An 18042-nucleotide genomic window follows, 5' to 3' on the forward strand; every position below is an offset into this window, starting at 1 on the left:
AGGAGCAAGCCGGGGGAAGAAGTACTCAGTACTCAGTACTCAGTACTCAGTACTCAGTACTCAGTACTCGGCAACAATATACTTGGCGAATCAGCCATCGGGGTGCACAATGAGCACTCTGGAAAGGCTGGTTAGCCTAATGGAGATACTAAGGCTTTACGCGCATCTGTACTTACAGAAGTACGCCGCACTCTCTCTCTTTTCCGACGTGGTGGAAAGGGCTGGAGATAAAGACTTTCGAAACTATCAAAGGCTACCGTTCTTGCTTAGCGAATTGAACGAGCTGTCTGCGCTATGCAAAAGCGCAGATTTGCCAGTCACTCGGAAGGCAATTCACAGTGCCATTTATGCCATCACATCGTACAGAGAGGACAATCCGCAGGTATTCAACAAGGCCATCCTGCATTTCCTTGAAAACATCAAGAGCAGGCTCCCAGACGAGTTAGAGACCAAGTTGTTCCTTCAGTTGCCACATTCGCGAAGAGACTATTTTGACACCCCTCGAAATGGTTGGGAGGAGATCATAGGACGCTTCCCTGACACCGCAACCGACATCGAGGAAATGTCGAAGTGTTTTGCGCTGTCACGGTATGCGGGTTGTGTCTTTCACTCGCTGTTAGTGGTAGAAGTCGGACTGATTGAACTCGGAAAAGAACTTGGGGTAACGGATCCAAAGTCTGGATGGGATGCGACCTGCAACAAGATGAAGCAACTGGTTGAGGGTGGACACGCAAAGTATCCGACAGCAGAGCGCGTGACCTATTCTGGGCTGGAGCAGATTAATAACTGCGCGCAAATGATGAAGCTTGCGTGGCGCAACAAGGTTAATCATGCTGCCAATCGTTTGGTCGTGATAAAGCCAGACTTTGCCCCGGACGTTGCAGAGGAAATCATGACAAGTAGCCGAGGATTTATGCGTCGCTTAATGGAGGAACTACCGCAGTGAGAAAATCGAATGAATACGAACGGTTTGACAGAACGATGCGCCAACTGCTGCGCGTTCCCCACTCTGAGATCAAGGCCAAGTTGGACGCGGAGAAGACAGCAAAAAAGCGGAAGCCTAAGAGAACTTCCGCTTCCCGCCGCGCATCTGGCGGGGGTGTTTAGCTGGCTGCTGGCGGTTGCGTCGCACCATCCTTGCCAGTGAGTTCGGCATAGGTGAGACGCTTTCCAAGTATGCCGCTAAGGGCGAGGTTGAACCGCTCGGAATCCGGCAGCGGGACGCGGTCAGCATCCCGGCGATTGTTGTAACGGAACATTTGCTCATCGAGGTAACGGAACAAATGGAACGGCTCGACGTTAACGTAGGTTCCACCAAGGCCGCGCTTCAGGAGACTCCAGAAGTTTTCGAGGCCATTGGTGTGAACCTGTCCGCGAACGTAGCCGAGTGCATGGTCAACCACTTCGTGAGCGAAGTAGTTTTCCAGCCCTTTGTAAGAGAGCAGCTTGTCAGTGTAGAGAGCGGAACCTGGCAGCACGTTCTCTTTTACGATCTCGTGAATCTTGTGGCGCTTCCGAGTCTCGACCACTTCGGCGCGGACGTGACCACCTCGCTCCAGCACTCCGACGATGATTGCTTTCTTCCCCATGCCGACCTTCGCATCGCGCTTGCCGACGTGGACATTACGGGCCTTCGCACCGATGAAGGTTTCGTCAGCTTCGCAGCTTCCGCCAGAACCGCCCAACTTGCGGAAGGATTTGTTCTGCAAGGCCTTGCGGATGCGATGCAGCATGAACCATGCGCTCTTTTGGGTGACTCCGATAGTCCGCGCTACTTCATAACTGCTAACTCCGTTGCGGCAGTTGACCAGCATCCAGACAGCGGTCATCCACTTGTCGAGCGGGATGGGCGAGTCCTCAAAAATAGTTCCGACCTTCGCGGAGAACTGGCGCTTGGGATGAACGCTCTTGCACTGCCACTTGCGCTGATTCTTCAGGAACACAACGTCAGCGCGGCCACAGGTGGGGCAGGTGACTGTGCCATCAGGCCAGATTCGCTCGACCACATAGGCCAACGCATTGTCGGGATCACCGAAGTACCGGATTGCCTCTTGAAGAGTGCGGGGCTGTTTTCTGTCTTTCATGGAGACAGAATAGCCCAAGGGATTTGATTTGTCAAGTATATTATTGCCCAGTACTCAGTACTCAGTACTCAGTACTCAGTACTCAGTACTCAGTACTCAGTACTCAGCACTCGGTACTCGGTAGTCGGTAGTCAGAAACCTTCGGTCGCAGCAAGCATTCGGGTGAGACCGATTCACTGACGGGGTGGGGCAAACACGGGCGAGATCCTTCGGCGCTGAAGCGCCTCAGGATGACAAACGTAAAGACTCGGGCGGGCAGTCCTAGTCAATCCACCAGAGCCAGGCGGCACCCATGGCGATGGTGGCGAGGGCGACGGGAAAGCCGGCGCGGAGGTACTGGCGCCATGTGATGTCGACCTCGGGGCGGGCGCGCTCGGCGACGATCATGTTGGCGACCGAGCCGGTGATGGTCAGGTTGCCGGCGAGGGTGCTGGCCATGGCGAGCGTGAGCCAGGCGGTGTGCGGGTTGGCGAAACGCGAGACAGCGGACTTGAGCAACATCACGGCGGGAACATTGCTGACGACGTTGGAGAGCAGGGCGGTGACGAGGGTGAGGGGGGCGACGCGCTCGAGGTTCCAGCCGCGGGTGAGGGCCATGAGGCGGTCCACGATGCCGGACTTCTCTGCCCCGCCGACGATCAGAAACAGCCCGATAAAGAAGACGAGCAGGCCCCAGTCGATCTCGTCGTAGATGCGGCGGGGCTCCACGGTGCGGGTGATGAGCAGGAGCGCTGCGCCAAGAGCGGCGATCATGGCAGGAGACGCCCCGGCGAGGAAGCCGCCCAGGACAAAGACGATGACGATGCCGGCCTTGCGCAGGCGGGTGGGCTCGGTGCGGCTGGCTTGGCGGCGGTCGTCGAGAGGCGGGAGGGAGATGTCGTCGTGGCGGTAAAGCCAGTGGAGGATGGCCCAGTCGAGCAGCAGTCCAAGAATCGCGACGGGGCCGAGGTGCCAGAGGAACTCGCGGTATCCGATGCCGGAGACGGAGCCGATGAGCATGTTCTGGGGGTTGCCGGTGATGGTGGCGACGCTGCCGATGTTCGAGGCGGTAGCGAGGGCGAGCAGGTAGGGCAGCGGGCGAAGTCCCATGCGGCGGGTGACGCCGATGACGAAAGGAACCATCACCAGGCAGACGATGTCGTTGACGAAGAAGGCGGAGAGGATGCCGCTAGTAAAGATGACCGTGGGCAGCAGGTGGCGCGGATGCAGGCGGCGGACGATGGCTTCGGTCACCCAGTCGAAAAAGCCGGCCAGGCGCAGGTTGCCGACGATGAGCATCATGGAGAAGAGCAGGACGATAGTGGCGAAGTCGATGTACGCGATCGCCTCGCGGGGGCCGATGATGCGAAAGGCAAAGAGGACCGCCGAGCCGATGATGGCGGCGCCGGGGCGGTCGATCTTCATCCCGGGGAACTTGCCGATGGCGAAGACCAGGTAGCTGCCGAGGAAGACGGCGTAGGCCGCGGCGAGTTGCGCGTCGGAAACGACGATCGGCGGAAGATGGGTGGGCAAGCGGGGATATCTTAGCAGCGAAAAAGGTAGACCCTGCGCAGAGTACTCAGTACGCGGTACTCAGTACTCAGTGGCCTTCGGCCGCTGCGCGCATCGGCGTGGAGCCGATCTACTAACGTCGTGATTTGAGCATCGGCGAGGTCCTTCGCGGGCTGACGCCCGCTCAGGATGACAGGGGAAACAATGGTTCGTTCTCTGATCGACGAGGCGCAGCAACAACGGCCGCGCCTCGCTCAGGATGACACCATCGAGATCCTCGATCGCGTGTGACGGCCGCGCGACAACCTGGCTCCCGGAGCGACGGAGGAGTTCAGCCGGCGGTTGCGACCGCGACTTTGGGTTTACCGGCGAGCAACTGGCGCAGGACGTACTGCAAGATGCCCCCGTGACGGTAGTAGAGGGTTTCCTGCGGGGTGTCGATGCGCACCAGGGCGCGGAACTCCTTAACGCCGGCAGGCCCAGCGGCGCGCACCGTGACCTCGCGTCCGGTGGCGAAATTGTTCTCGATAAGCTCCTTGAGGCCGACGATCTCGTAAGACTCCTCGCCGGTAAGGCCGAGGGAGTCGGCGGTGGCGCCGCCCAGGAACTCCAGGGGGACGATGCCCATGCCAACCAGGTTGGAGCGGTGGATGCGCTCGTAGGATTCGGCGATGACGGCGCGGATGCCGAGCAGGCGAGGTCCCTTGGCGGCCCAGTCGCGCGAGGATCCGGAGCCGTATTCCTTGCCGGCGAGGACGAAGAGGGGCACGCCTTCCTGCTGGTATTTCACGGAAGCGTCGAAGACGGTCATGGTCTCGCCGTCGGGGAGGTGGCGGGTCCATCCGCCCTCGGTGCCGGGAGCGATCTGGTTGCGCAGGCGGACATTGGCGAACGTTCCGCGCACCATGACTTCGTGATTGCCGCGGCGTGAGCCGTAGGAGTTGAAGTCCTTGATGTCCACGCCGTGGCCGATGAGGTACTTGCCGGCCGGGCTGTCGGGCTTGATGGATCCGGCTGGGGAGATGTGGTCGGTGGTGATGCTGTGGCCGAGCTTGAGCAGCACGCGCCCGCCCTTGATGTCGTTGACGGGCGGGGGCGTGTGCGGCATGTCCTCGAAGTAGGGCGGGTGCTTGACGTAGGTGGACTTGGCATCCCACGCAAAGGTGTCGCCGGTCGGCACCTTCAGGTTCTTCCAGCGCTCGTCGCCGGCGAAGACCTCGGAGTAGTTCTTCTGGAACATGTCGGAACCGAGGGCTTTCTGGATGGTGTCGGAGACTTCGCGCTGCGTCGGCCAGATGTCTTTCAAGAAGACCGGCTTGCCATCCTTACCGTTGCCGAGGGGCTCGTTGGCGAGATCGATGTCGATGCGGCCGGCCAGGGCGAAGGCGACCACCAGCGGCGGCGACATGAGGTAGTTGGCGCGGACTTCGGCGTTGATGCGGCCTTCGAAGTTGCGGTTGCCGCTGAGCACGGAGACGGCGACCAGGTCCTTGTCCTGAATCTCTTTGGAGACGTCGGCCGGGAGCGGGCCGGAGTTGCCGATGCAGGTGGTGCATCCGTAGCCGACGGTGTTGAACTTGAGCTGATCGAGGAAGGGCGTGAGTCCGGCGCGCTTGTAGTACTCGGTGACGACGCGCGAACCCGGAGCCAGCGACGTCTTCACCCAGGGTTTGGTGGAGAGGCCCTTCTCGACCGCTTTCTTGGCGAGGATGCCGGCGGCGACCATCACCGAGGGATTCGAGGTGTTGGTGCAACTGGTGATGGCGGCGATCACGACCGAGCCGTTGTGCAGCTTGCCGTCGCCCGCGGTCTTCTTGGCGTTGGGCTTCAGCAGCGAAGGCAGCGCCTGCTGGAAGTTGGTCTTGGAATTGAACAGCGCGACCCGGTCCTGGGGGCGCTTGGGACCGGCGATGCTGGGCTCGACCGTCGAGAGATCGAGCGCGAGCATGTCGGAGTACTTCGCTTCGGGCGCGCCCTTGGTACGGAAGAGGCCCTGCTCCTTGCAGTAGGCCTCGACCAGGGCGATGAGCTCGGGCGGGCGTCCGGTGAAGCGCAGGAAGCGGATGGTCTCGTCGTCCACGGGGAAGATACCGCAGGTGGCGCCGTACTCGGGGGACATATTGGCGATGGTGGCGCGGTCGGCGAGCGGCAGGTTGTCCAGCCCGGGGCCGAAGTACTCGACGAACTTGCCCACGACGCCCTTCTTGCGCAGCATCTCGGTGACGGTGAGCACAAGGTCGGTGGCGGTGGAGCCCTCGCGCAACTGTCCGGTCAGCTTGAAGCCGACGACGTTCGGGATCAGCATGGAGACAGGCTGGCCGAGAAGAGCGGCCTCGGCTTCGATTCCGCCGACGCCCCATCCCAGCACGCCCAGGCCGTTGATCATGGTGGTGTGTGAGTCGGTGCCGACCAGGGTGTCGGGATAGGCGATCGGCTTGCCGTTCTCCTTCACGAAGACGACGTGCGCCAGGTACTCGAGGTTGACCTGGTGGACGATGCCCATGTCGGGCGGAACCACGCGGAAATTGCGGAAGGCGGATTGTCCCCAGCGGAGAAACTCGTAGCGCTCGCGGTTGCGCTGGAACTCGAGGGCGGCGTTGATGTCCATAGCCTGCGGGGTGCCGAACTCGTCCACCTGTACGGAGTGGTCGATGACCAGCTCGGCGGGGGAGAGCGGGTTGATGAGATTGGCGTCGCCGCCCATCGTCTTCATGGCGTCGCGCATGGCGGCCAGGTCCACCACCGCGGGAACGCCGGTGAAGTCCTGCAAGAGCACGCGGCTGGGAGTGAAGGCGATCTCGGTGCTGGGGGCCGCGGCGGCGTCCCAGGCAGCAAGAGAGCGGATGTCGTCCGGGGTGACGGAGCGGCCGTTCTCGGTGCGCAGCAGGTTCTCGAGCAGGATGCGGAGCGAGAAGGGCAACTGAGTGGTGGAAATGCCCTGCTTGTCGAGCGCGTCGATGCGGTGGATCTCGTATTCCTTGTCGCCGACGCGGAGGGTGGAGCGGCTTCCAAAACTGTTCTGCATGGCTATGGACCTTTTATGAGAGCGTTGCCAAACCTTAAACAGTACCACTTCGGTAAGGGGGATTCTAGGCAGTTTCAGGATTGCGTCGTCCCGATGGTACTCCGGCAAACAAGCGATGCCTGACCCAGGACTTCCGTCCTGGGCTGCGCATGCGCCGCGCCCTCGGCGCTGCGCGACAGCAGGTGATGCGGTAGCGCAACCCTGGAGATCGGCGAAGAGCAGGCAAAGAACGACTCGCCCAAAAGGACCCGAAGGAAGGGCCACAGGGGCACGTCGGTCACCGGGGCAAAGGCGCAGCGCTGGGTTTGACACCCGGCGGGCAGCACGCCTAACCTTGTCTCTCTTTCCGGCGAACATCATGAAGATCCTGGTCATCGGAAGCGGCGGACGCGAACACGCGCTGGTGTGGAAGCTGGGGCAGTCCCGGCGGGTGAAACAGCTCTACTGCGTCCCGGGGAATGGCGGTATCTGCCGCGATGCGGAGTGCGTGCCGGGCGACGTGAAGAGCGTGGACGCGCTGCTGGCGGTGGCCAACCAGGTGAGGCCTGACCTGACGGTGGTGGGGCCGGAACTACCGCTGGCGCTGGGCGTGGCGGACGAGTTCGCGAAGCGCGGGTTCGCGGTGTTCGGGCCGACGGCGGCGGCGGCGCAGTTGGAGTCGAGCAAGGGCTTTGCCAAGGAATTCATGCAGCGCCACCACATCCCCACGGCGCACTACGCGATCTGCAAATCCACCGACGAGGTGAAGAAGGGGCTGCCGCTGTTCAAGACCCCGATCGTGGTCAAGGCGGACGGGCTGGCAGCGGGCAAGGGCGTAGTCATCGTCTCCACAAAAGAGGAAGCGGCCAGCGTCGCGGCGGAGATGCTCAGCGGGAAGATGCTGGGCGAGGCAGGGTCACAGGTGGTGCTGGAGGAGTGCCTGGAGGGCGAAGAGCTGTCGTTCCTGGTGATGAGCGACGGGGAGCGGGTGGTGCCGCTGGTGGCGGCGCAGGACCATAAGCGCGTGGGCGAGAACGACACCGGCCCCAATACTGGCGGGATGGGCGCGTACTCGACGAATGCGCTGCTCGACCCCAAGATGCAGGACTGGCTGATCGCGCATATTGCGAAGCCGGTGGTGGCGGGCATGGCGGCCGAGGGGCATCCGTACAAGGGCATCCTTTACTGCGGGCTGATGATGACGGCGCGCGGGCCGATGGTGCTGGAGTTCAACTGCCGCTTCGGCGACCCGGAGACGCAGCCCATCCTGATGCGCATGGAATCCGACCTGGTGGACGCGCTCGAGGCGGCGATCGCGGGCCGTGCGAGCGAGGGCGACTTCCGCTGGTCGGCGGATGCGGCGGTGTGCGTGGTGCTGGCGTCGGGCGGATATCCCGGGGCATACGAGCAAGGGAAGAAGATCAACGGATTGGACGAAGCGGCGAAAGTCGAGGGCGCCACCGTGTTTCACGCGGGAACCACAAGCCGAGACGGGGCACTCTACACGGCGGGCGGGCGAGTGCTGGGCGTGACGGCGCGCGGTGCAGACCTGGATACGGCATTGGCGCGAGCGTACGAGGCGGTGGACCGGATCCAGTTCGAGGGCATGCATTACCGCAAGGACATCGCAGCGCGGGCGCTGCGCCAGAAGGCTTCCAAATAACAAACGAGACGTAGCAAGCGACGTCTCTACAGGACAGGCATGGCGAAACCACTGGTTTCCATCGTGATGGGTTCGGATTCGGACATGGAGATCATGCGCGAGGCGGGGAAGGCGCTGGAGGAGTTCGGCATCCCGTACGAGATGGACGTGACCTCGGCGCACCGCTCGCCGGCGCGCACCAGCGAGTACGCGCGCAAGGCGGCGGGGCGCGGGATCAAGGTGATCATCGCGGGAGCGGGCGGAGCCGCCCACCTGGCGGGGGTGATCGCGGCGGAGAGCACGCTGCCGGTGCTGGGCGTACCCATCCCCTCGTCGGCGCTGCAGGGAATGGACGCGCTGCTGGCGACGGTGCAGATGCCGGCGGGGATCCCGGTGGGCACGCTGGCCATCGGCAAGGCCGGGGCGACCAACGCCGGCATCCTGGCGGCGCAAATCCTGGCCACCAGCGACCCCGAGATCACAAAGAAGATGCACGCGCACAAGGAAAAGCTGGCAAAGGGCGTGGAAGAAAAATCAGCCAGGCTGAAGGGCTCGCAAAAACAGGAGCCACGATGAACGGGGTCAGTTTCACCGAGCTGCTGCGCTATACCGAACTGGAGACGGCGAAGTGGCGCACCTTCCTGAACAGCGCGGGGCCGGCCATCCTGGAGGTGCAGATCGATACCGCGGGCAGGAAAGACCTGCGCGGGGTGCTGCTGCACATATTCGCCGTGGAATTGCGCTATTCGGAGCGGCTGCTGGAGACGGCCGAGACGCCGTACGAGAAGCTGCCCACCGGGTCGCTGGATGAGCTGTTCGGTATCCACGCCAAGGCGCGCGAGAACATCAAGCAGTGGCAGGCGAAGTCCAACGAGCGCGACCTGGCCAAGGTGCTGACCTTCCAGACGATAACAGCGGGAACGCTATCGGCAAGCAAGCGAAAGATCCTGGCGCACGCACTGCTGCACGGGATCCGGCACTGGGGGCAGGTGGCCGCCATCTTGCGGCAAAAAGGCTACAAGCAGGAGTGGGGGCACGACTTCATCTTCAGCGACGCGCTGGAGTAGCGATTAGCGATTGGCAATTAGCGTTTAGCCATTGAAGGGAACCCCGCTGGCTAAACGCTAATCGCTAATTGCTCGTGGCTTGTTTGCAGGTCACAGTTTCAGTGATTTCAGGTATTCCCGAAACGCATCGCCCATGTCGGGGCGCTTGAGGGCGAACTCGACGGTCGCCTTCAGGAAGCCGAGCTTGTCGCCGGTGTCGTGGCGCTTTCCCTCGAAGCGGAATCCATACATCTTTTCCTGCTGGAGCAAGAGGCGCATGCCGTCGGTGAGCTGGAGTTCGCCTCCGGCGCCGAGCGGGGTGCGTTCGAGCATCTCGAAGATGCGCGGGGTGAGGATGTAGCGTCCGATGACGGCCAGGTTGGAGGGCGCGTCCTGCGGCTTCGGCTTTTCCACCATGTTGTTGATCTCGAAGAGATTCCCGCCGAAGCGCGGGTCGGCTGGCTTGACGTCGAGCACGCCGTAGGCAGAGATCGCCGGCCCATCTACTACTTGTGTAGCAATCACGGAGGACTGGGTGGCGTCGAAGACCTCCATCATCTGTCTTAGGCAGGGGGTGGGGGCGTCGATGACGTCGTCGGCGAGGAGTACGGCGAAGGGCTCGTTGCCGACCAGCTCGCGGGCCATGAGAACGGCGTGGCCCAGACCCATGGCCTCCTTCTGGCGCACGTAGGCGACATGGATCATGTCGGAGATCTGCCGGACAACGGCGAGGAGCTCGGTCTTTCCCTTCTCCTCCAGCATCTTCTCCAGCTCGTAGCTGACGTCGAAGTGGTCCTCGATGGCGCTCTTGCCGCGGCCAGTGACGATGATGATCTGGTCGCAGCCGGCGGCGAGTGCCTCCTCGACGCCATACTGGATGATGGGCTTGTCCACCAAGGGCAACATCTCCTTGGGCTGGGCCTTGGTGGCCGGCAGGAAGCGGGTGCCCAGGCCGGCGGCAGGGAAAACGGCTTTGCGGACTCTCATCACCGTGTCAGGTTACAGCACCGGGCTGTCGTTGCCCAACATGGCGCGGCGGATGATCTTGACCGGCGGGAATCCCTGCTTGAGGAACTGGTCGTGGAACTCCCGCAAGCTGAACTTGTCGCCGCGCAGTTTCTTGTAGTCGTCGCGGAGCTTGAGGATCTGGAGCTTGCCGAGCGTGTAGACGAGGTACGTCGGGTCGGAGGTGCCACGCTTGGTCTCGACTTCTCCGACGGCACGCGGCTGGTAGCCTTCCTTGACGAAGAAATCGATCGCCTGGTCGAAGGTCATTTTGCCGGTGTGCATCTCGATGCCCACGATGTAACGGGCGTTACGGAGCAGCGCGTCCTGTAACTGGCCAAGGCGGAGGCGAAGCGCCCGCTTGTCTTCCTTGACGGCTTTTTCCGCCTGCGGCGAGTCACCGTAGCCTTCGTCGAGCATCATCTGCTCGCTGTAGTGAGCCCAGCCCTCGGCGTTGGAGCCGCAGCCCAGCAGCTTGCGCACCTTCGACGGCGCTGCCGGCACCCAGAGGAATTGCGTGTAGTGGCCGGGATAGGCCTCGTGCACGGCGATCGAGACCAGAGTGTTGTAATTGAACTGCGCCATGAATCCGGCGACGCGCTTTTGATCCCAATCCTTCTCCGGCAAGGTGACGTTGAAGAAGGCTTCCTTGGCGACGTGCTCGTAGGGGCCGGGGGTGTCCATGGAGGCGAAGGTGAGGGCGCGAGCGAAGGGCGGCGTTTCTTCGACGATGGGCAGCACCTGGGAGGGGACGGTGACGATCCGACCCTTCTCCAGGAAATCGCGCAAGCCGGTGAGCAGGTCGCTTGTGGTCTGGAGCAGGCGGTCGGGCGGCGGATAGTCCTTGCCCAATTCGTCGAGAAGCTGCTGCGGGGTCTTGTCGGGATCGAGCTTCTTCGCCGTCTCCTCGAACGCTTTCTGGTTCTGGTGAAGATTGTCGTAGCCGATCTTCAGGAGCTGGTCGAGAGGGGTGTCCACCATCTCGTCGTAGAGCAGCTTCTTGCGGTAATTCTCGGCTCCGATGCGAAAATCGCCCTTAGATCGCGGCAGCAGGTCCTTCTCCAGCCATGACCGGTAATTGCGCAGGGCGTCGATGACCTCGGAGTTGGCCTGCTTGAATTCAGCCAGGAGCTTCTGGTCCTTGACCGAGCTGAAGGCTTCGGGGACATCTTTCTGGAAGAATCCGATGATGCCGGGCAGTTGCTGGATGGCGACCTTGGTGAAGACCTCAGGCGGATCCTTGAGGTTGGCGCGGGCCTCGTCGAGGGCCTTGGGCATCTGGCGCTCGCGCGCGATGAGGGACTTGAGGCGCTGCTCCGGCGGCGCGAATCTTCGGCTCATGATGACGAAAGCGCTGTTGGTGATGTTGCTGGAGTAGCGGTTGGGATTCTTCTCCCAATTCCGAATCTCCACCAAGGACAACAGGCGGGAGTCGCAGCGTGCGATGACCAGGTCGCGGTCGGCCTGCTGACCGGGAGTGAGCCTGGAGGCGTCGAAGGCCTCGAAGCGCGCCTTCATGTGTTTGACGGCGGCGATCTCGTCGTCGACGGCCTTGCGGGAGAAGTCTTCCAGCTTGGCGTCGTAGCGGTGGAAGCCGGCGGAGGTGCCTTCCGTGGGATGGAAGGGGAAGTAGTAATCGTCAAAGAACTGGTCCACGAGCTTGTCCCAGGGAGACATAGTGGGTTCGGGGGCCAGCGGTGGCTTCGCGGTCCTGGGTTTCCTGGTGGTTTGGGCCATAGCGGGTGTGAGACAGCAGGCAATCAATGCAGCGGCGACGAGCCGCGAGAAGACGTTTCTCATCCGCACCTCGAGGGGCAAACAAGGTAACACAGGCGCTCAGTTGGCGGCGACTTTGGGCATCGAGAGGTCTTCCAGAAGCGTTCGCAGCCGGAACAGAACTTCTTCCGCGCCGGTGTAAGCGAGGTTGAACTTGAGCATGCCGTCTGGGCTGAACTGCGCGCCTCGGTTCTGGGCGACGAAGCGGGCCAGCTTTTCGGGGTCGACCTCGGCGTTCCCGGTGAATTTGATGGTGACTACGTCGCGGCGGCGGTCGATGGTGGTGACGCCCACGCGGCGGGCAAGCAGCTTGAGAGCCGCATACTCCAGCAGGTGGCGGACGGGTTCGGGCGGCTCGCCGTAACGGTCCACCAGCTCGGCGCGGACGTCGTCGAGCTGGGCCGCGGTCTCCACGCCGGCGGCGCGCTTGTACATGCGCAGCCGCTGGTTCTCCTCGCCGATGTAATCGGCGGGGATGCGGATGTTGATGCCAAGATTGAGCTGGGTGTCCACCTCGGCGGGCACTTCCTCGCCCTTCAGCTCGCGGACGGTGCGTTCCAGCATGGTGGTGTAGAGCTCGAAGCCGACAGCGTCGATGTGCCCGCTCTGCTGTCCGCCGAGCAGGTTGCCGGCGCCACGCAGTTCCAGGTCGAGCGCGGCGATCTTGAAACCCGCCCCTAGATCGGAGAATTCCTTGAGCGCGGCGAGGCGACGGCGCGCCAGGGGAGTGAGCTCGGCCTCGGGAGGAACTAGCAAATATGCGTAAGCCCGGCGATTCGACCGGCCCACGCGGCCGCGAAGCTGGTAGAGCTCCGAGAGGCCATGGCGGTCGGCGCGGTTGACGATGATGGTGTTGCAGAGCGGGATGTCGAGGCCGTTCTCGATGATGGTGGTGGCCACGAGCACATCGGCCTCGTGGCGGATGAACTTGAGCATGACCTTCTCGAGCTCACCCTCGGACATCTGGCCGTGGCCGATGATGACGCGCGCCTTGGGCGCCAGCTCCTGCACCTTGGCGGCGATCTCGTGGATGGTCTCGACGCGGTTGTGAACAAAGTAGGCCTGGCCGCTGCGTTCCAGCTCGTGCTCGATGGCGGTCTTGATGAGCTTGTCGTCGAAGCCGGCAACGACGGTCTGAATGGCGATGCGATCGCGCGGGGGCGTCTCGATGACGCTCATGTCGCGCAGGCCGGTCAGCGACATGTGCAGCGTCCGCGGGATGGGCGTGGCCGACATGGTCAATACGTCCACTTCTCTCTTGAGCTGCTTGAGGCGCTCCTTGTGCTTGACGCCGAAGCGCTGCTCCTCGTCAACGACCACCAGGCCGAGGTCGGTGAATCTGATGTCCTTGGAGAGCAGCCGGTGGGTGCCGATGAGGACATCCACCTTGCCCTGCTCGACCTTCTCCACGATCTCCTTCTGCTGCCTGGTGGTGCGAAAGCGGCTCAGCATCTCGATGGCGATGGGGAAGGCGGCGAAGCGCTGCTTGAACACCTGGTAGTGCTGGAAGGCCAGGACGGTGGTGGGAGCGAGCACCGCCACCTGCTTGTTGTCGCTCACGGCCTTGAAGGCGGCGCGCATGGCGACCTCGGTCTTGCCGTAGCCGACGTCGCCGACGACGAGGCGGTCCATGGGCTGGATGGACTGCATATCGCGCTTGACGTCCGCGATGGCCTGTTCCTGGTCGTCGGTCTCCTGGTGCTCGAAGGCGTCGTCGAATTCGCGTTGCCAGTCGGTGTCAGAGGGGAAGGCGTGGCCCTGGGCGGGCCGGCGCTGGGCGTAGAGCTTGAGGAGTTCGTCGGCCATGTCCTGCATGGCTTTCTTGACGCGCGCCTTTGTCCTGGCCCAGGCAGCGGTGCCGAGTCGGCTCAGAACCGGCTTGGCGCCTTCGGCGGAGCGGTATTTCTGGACCAGGTCGAGGCGGGTGAGGGGGATGTAGAGGCGGGCGGCCTCGTCGTACTCCAGCACCATGAACTCGGTCGCGGTGTCGCCCTGCTGGATCTCGTTCAGGCCCCGGTACTGGCCGATGCCATGCTCGACATGAACGACATAGTCGCCGATCTGAAGGTCGCGGAAATCAGAGAGGAAGGCGGCGGTCTTCGATTTCTGGCGGAGGGGGCGGGGGACAACCGCTTCCGATTCGTCGAACAGGTCGAGAAAGCCGAAGACGATCAGGCCGGGAGCGGGGAGGACGACGCCATCGGGGATTGCGGCTTTCACTACAACAGTAGTAGTAACTTCCTGGGCGAAGTAGGCGGTCTCTTCCAGACAGGGGTCGGCGGCGGCGGTCTTGGCATGGGTACCCAGGCGGTAGGGGACCCCGTATTCGCTGAAGATGTCACCCAGGCGCTCGACTTCGCCGATATTGGCGGCCGCGAAGATCACCCGCCGGCCCTCAGCGGTCAGCTTCTTGACCTCCTCCGCCAGGGCCGGGACCGATCCATGGAACCGGGTGGTGGGTTGGGATATAAACGACACATGTAGTATTTCGCTGTTGCCCTCGAAGCCCAGGTGTTCGAGGGAGCCTCCCGGCAAGGCGGCAACCATCTCGCGCCACTGCTCCGGGGCAAGGTACAACTCTTCGGGACGGGCGAGCTCGCCTACGCCGCTGCGCTCGTGCGCTTCCGCGATCTTCTCCCACCAGCGCTTGAGTTCATCTTCGGCGACGACAGGCTCATCGACCAGCACGACTGCGTTGGGAAGAAGCTGGAACAGGGTAGCGTCGGCGTCCGCCAGCGGGGCGTAGAACTCCCAGCCGGGAAAGACCGAGGCTCCACCGGCGACGGCAGCCTGCGCGAGCACCTCCGCGCTGCCGCTGAGGCGCCGTCCGGAAAGACGGGCGTGGATGGCCGCCAAGAGATCTGCGGTGACGGGGGTTTCGGTCAGTGGCAGAAGCGCGGCCTCGTCGGCCGGGTTCTGCGAGCGCTGGGTGGCGGGATCGAACTTGCGGAGGGACTCGACCTCGTCGCCGAAGAACTCGACACGCAGGGGGCGGTCGGCGTCGGGCGGATAGACGTCGAGGATGCCGCCGCGCAAGGCGTATTGGCCGGTCATTTCAACCACGTCCACCGAGGTGTAGCCCACGGTGTTTAGGTGCTGGATGAGCTGCTCGGCGTCGATGGACTCGCCCCGGCGGACGATGCGCGCCAGCCCACCGTAGAACTCAGCGGAGCGCATGCGCATGGCGGCGGCGGAAACCGGGGTCACCACGATGGAAGCGGCGCCAGTCACGATCTTCCACAGGGCGATGGCGCGCTGCTCCTGGATCTCGGGGTGGGGCGACATGTTCTCGTAGGGCAGAACGTCATAACAGGGCAGGTTGATGACAGCAGCAGGATCGGCCGCGCCGGTCAGCTCACAAAAGGCCTGGAGGACCGGGAGCATGGCCTCGGCGGAGCGGTTGTCGGCCACGACCACCAGGAGTGGGCGCCCTATGGCGCGGTGCAACAGCGCAAGGTAGAGCGCCTTGGCGGCCGGAGTGAGGCCAGAGACACGTATCCGCCCCGCGCCGGCTTTCAGGTGGGAGGCCGCACGCGCCAGTTCGGGGCTCTTTTCCACGTCCGCGAAGATTTCACGGACGAACGGCAGGACCATTCAGTCGTCGATTTTATCAGTTACGGACGGGTCTCGCGGAGCCAGTTCCGAGAAGCCGGTCGAAGAGCGGCAGGAAGATGGCGAAGTCCGTGGTAGGGATGTCGTGATGGCGCATGTGGCGGGCGCGGGCGGCGTCCAGCGCGCGCGGCAGCCAACCACCCATGTGGAAGCGCCAGTGAATCTCCTCGGTCAGGATGAAGTAGAGGACGAAGCTGATGAGGACGCCCGGCGTCAGGTTCAGGTGCAAGAGGTAGTCGGCCAGCGCGAATGGCCAGATGTTAAGCAGGAACATGGCGATGACCAGAAGCGGCCGTCCGGCGAGGTTGACGTACAGCGGCTCGTTGGGTTGGCCGAGCGAGGCGTGGTGGAGCATGTGTCCGTCGCCGGTCCAGGTGCCGGGCCAGTGGAGAGGCCAGCGATGCAGCGCGTACTCGAATCCGTTGGCCCAGAGGAAGCCACCGATCAGTCCGATGATCCACATCGCGGCACTGGGCGGCTGCTGCCAGGCGCAGATCGCCGCCGGGACCGCGCCGCACAGGGCAGCAGTGATCGCGTTGTGCGTGTTGATAGCGCGGCCGCGCGCAAGGGCTTCAAGATCGACTTTAGTCGCGACGGGCATACTTGTTGGACTAGCTTGCAGGATCGAGGGTCAGCCTGGTCTTGCCGCCAGCAACCAGCGCCGTGCCGCAATCACAGCCCAGACAGCCTCCACCAATCCGAACGGCCACGCTCCTTGAAGGAATCCGTAGACCGATCCCAGCACGCATGCGCCCGCGAAGGCCAAAATGAACCATCGGCTGCGGGCCTCGAATGCATAGCACACCACCATCGCCGTAACGGCGAACAGGCCAAATGCTGAAAGTGGGCTCACTCCGATCCTACTTTCCTGTTGTAACGGTCCGGGCGGGTCGCGGAGGGCGCGGGTGCCACCCCACATCTGCCTGCTATATTAGACCGTTCTCCCCAAGAGCGCCGCCATGGCTGTGAGCAGCACGAGAAAACTCGACAAGTCCCGCGAACTGCAAAAACGAGCCGAGAAGGTGATCCCCGGTGGGGTGGATTCGCCGGTGCGGGCGTTCCGCGCGGTGGGCGGCGATCCGCCGTATATCGTGCGCGGGGCGGGCTCCCGCATGTACGACGCCGACGGCAACGAATACATCGACTACGTGCTCTCGTGGGGGCCGCTGATCCTGGGGCACGCCTTCCCGGCGGTGGTGGCGGCGATCGCCGAGGCCAACAAGAACGGCGCCAGCTTCGGGGCAAGCACGCCAGCGGAAGCGGATTTGGCCGAACTGGTGCTGGAAGCGTATCCGTCGATGGAGAAGGTGCGCTTCGTCAGCTCGGGGACGGAAGCGACGATGTCGGCCATCCGGCTGGCGCGGGGCGCCACCCAGCGCAAGTACATCGTCAAATTCGAAGGTTGCTATCACGGGCATTCCGACGCGCTGCTGGTAAAAGCGGGCTCGGGCGTGGCCACGTTCGGTATCCCGGGATCGGCGGGGGTGCCGGAAGAGTTCGTGCAGTTCACCCTGGCGCTGCCGTACAACAACCTCGACGTGGTGCAGGAGGCCTTCCGGCGGCACAAGGACGAGATCGCCTGCGTGATCGTGGAGCCGGTGGTGGGCAACATGGGCTGCGTGCCGCCCGACCGGCAGTTCCTCGACGGGCTGCGCTACCTGACGTCCCGTGAGGGCGCGCTGCTGATCTTCGACGAGGTGATGACCGGCTTCCGCGTGGCCTACGGCGGCGCGCAGGAGCTGTACGGGACGCGACCGGACTTGACCACACTGGGCAAGATCATCGGCGGCGGACTGCCGGTGGGAGCGTACGGCGGGCCGGCGGAGTTCATGGACATGGTCTCGCCGCTGGGGCCGGTGTACCAGGCAGGAACGCTGAGCGGGAACCCGCTGGCCATGGCAGCGGGAATCGCGACGCTGAAGCATCTGCGCGACCACCGCGAAATCTACGGGCAGCTGGAGCGCCGCGCGGGCACGCTAGTCGAGATGAGCCTCGAGGCTGCGCGGCAGGCCGGCGTTCCGATGACCGCGAACCGAGTTGGATCCATGTTCACCTGGTTCTTTAGCAAGGGCCCGGTGAGCGACTGGGATTCGGCCGCCAAGTGCGACACGGCCGCGTTCGGAAAGTTCCATCGCGCCATGCTGGAGAACGGCGTGTACCTGCCTCCGTCGCAGTTCGAGGCGGCGTTCCTCTCGGCGGCACACACGGACGAGGACATCCGGCAGACGGTGGAGGCGGCGCAGCAGGCCTTCTCGGCGGTCTCAAAGTAAAACAAACCAAAGAGACCCTGAGGCACAGAGGACCACGGAGTTGTTCGGATTTCCTCCGTGTCTCCGTGCCTCCGTGGTTTGGTTCCATTTTTCCACATCCGGAAATTGACCC

The 18042-nt window shown here is 63.2% G+C and carries 12 protein-coding genes; 5 read left to right on the forward strand and 7 right to left on the reverse strand.

What is annotated here, in order from left to right:
• The first annotated feature begins 109 nt into the window (after positions 1-109).
• Positions 110-946, forward strand: coding sequence for a hypothetical protein (locus LAN37_11255; GenBank protein MBZ5647784.1), 837 nt, complete (start codon positions 110-112; stop codon positions 944-946).
• A 157-nt stretch (positions 947-1103) separates the two neighbouring features.
• On the opposite strand, the gene LAN37_11260 is transcribed toward LAN37_11255, so the two are convergent.
• The 3 genes from LAN37_11260 to acnA form a co-directional block, all read right to left on the reverse strand.
• Positions 1104-2084, reverse strand: coding sequence for an IS1595 family transposase (locus tag LAN37_11260; protein MBZ5647785.1), 981 nt, complete (start codon positions 2082-2084; stop codon positions 1104-1106).
• Between the two features lie 261 nt (positions 2085-2345).
• Positions 2346-3596, reverse strand: a complete 1251-nt coding sequence (locus LAN37_11265; GenBank protein MBZ5647786.1) for an anion transporter — start codon at positions 3594-3596, stop codon at positions 2346-2348.
• A 310-nt stretch (positions 3597-3906) separates the two neighbouring features.
• Positions 3907-6600 (reverse strand): aconitate hydratase AcnA, encoded by a 2694-nt coding sequence (gene acnA, locus LAN37_11270; protein MBZ5647787.1) that lies wholly within the window; start codon positions 6598-6600, stop codon positions 3907-3909.
• 358 nt (positions 6601-6958) lie between these two features.
• Here acnA and purD point away from each other — a divergent pair, with 358 nt between their 5' ends.
• The 3 genes from purD to LAN37_11285 are packed head-to-tail and all read left to right on the forward strand — an operon-like array spanning position 6959 to position 9288.
• A complete protein-coding gene (gene purD / locus LAN37_11275) occupies positions 6959-8242 on the forward strand; it encodes a phosphoribosylamine--glycine ligase (GenBank protein MBZ5647788.1) in 1284 nt (427 codons plus the stop codon).
• 39 nt (positions 8243-8281) lie between these two features.
• Positions 8282-8797 carry a 5-(carboxyamino)imidazole ribonucleotide mutase gene (purE, locus tag LAN37_11280; protein MBZ5647789.1) on the forward strand — a complete coding sequence of 172 codons (516 nt, stop codon included), beginning with the start codon at positions 8282-8284 and terminating at the stop codon, positions 8795-8797.
• Entirely contained in the window at positions 8794-9288 is a 495-nt protein-coding gene (locus tag LAN37_11285) for a hypothetical protein (GenBank protein MBZ5647790.1), read from the forward strand. The genes purE and LAN37_11285 overlap by 4 nt, the downstream gene beginning before the upstream one ends.
• Before the next feature lie 90 nt (positions 9289-9378).
• On the opposite strand, the gene galU is transcribed toward LAN37_11285, so the two are convergent.
• The 4 genes from galU to LAN37_11305 are packed head-to-tail and all read right to left on the reverse strand — an operon-like array spanning position 9379 to position 16261.
• The gene (galU, locus tag LAN37_11290) at positions 9379-10257 is read right to left on the reverse strand and encodes a UTP--glucose-1-phosphate uridylyltransferase GalU (GenBank protein MBZ5647791.1); all 879 of its coding nucleotides are present in this window, start codon (positions 10255-10257) and stop codon (positions 9379-9381) included.
• A gap of 9 nt (positions 10258-10266) precedes the next feature.
• The gene (locus LAN37_11295) at positions 10267-12072 is read right to left on the reverse strand and encodes a DUF885 domain-containing protein (protein ID MBZ5647792.1); all 1806 of its coding nucleotides are present in this window, start codon (positions 12070-12072) and stop codon (positions 10267-10269) included.
• A 36-nt stretch (positions 12073-12108) separates the two neighbouring features.
• Entirely contained in the window at positions 12109-15642 is a 3534-nt protein-coding gene (gene mfd, locus LAN37_11300; GenBank protein ID MBZ5647793.1) for a transcription-repair coupling factor, read from the reverse strand.
• Positions 15643-15658: 16 nt separating this feature from the next.
• Positions 15659-16261 carry a sterol desaturase family protein gene (locus tag LAN37_11305; GenBank protein ID MBZ5647794.1) on the reverse strand — a complete coding sequence of 201 codons (603 nt, stop codon included), beginning with the start codon at positions 16259-16261 and terminating at the stop codon, positions 15659-15661.
• 358 nt (positions 16262-16619) lie between these two features.
• Between LAN37_11305 and hemL the strand changes: the two genes are divergently transcribed.
• Positions 16620-17930, forward strand: a complete 1311-nt coding sequence (gene hemL, locus LAN37_11310) for a glutamate-1-semialdehyde 2,1-aminomutase (protein MBZ5647795.1) — start codon at positions 16620-16622, stop codon at positions 17928-17930.
• The last annotated feature ends 112 nt before the right edge of the window (positions 17931-18042 follow it).

The organism is Terriglobia bacterium, assembly GCA_020073495.1.
Classification (GTDB): Bacteria; Acidobacteriota; Terriglobia; order Terriglobales; family Acidobacteriaceae; genus JAIQFD01.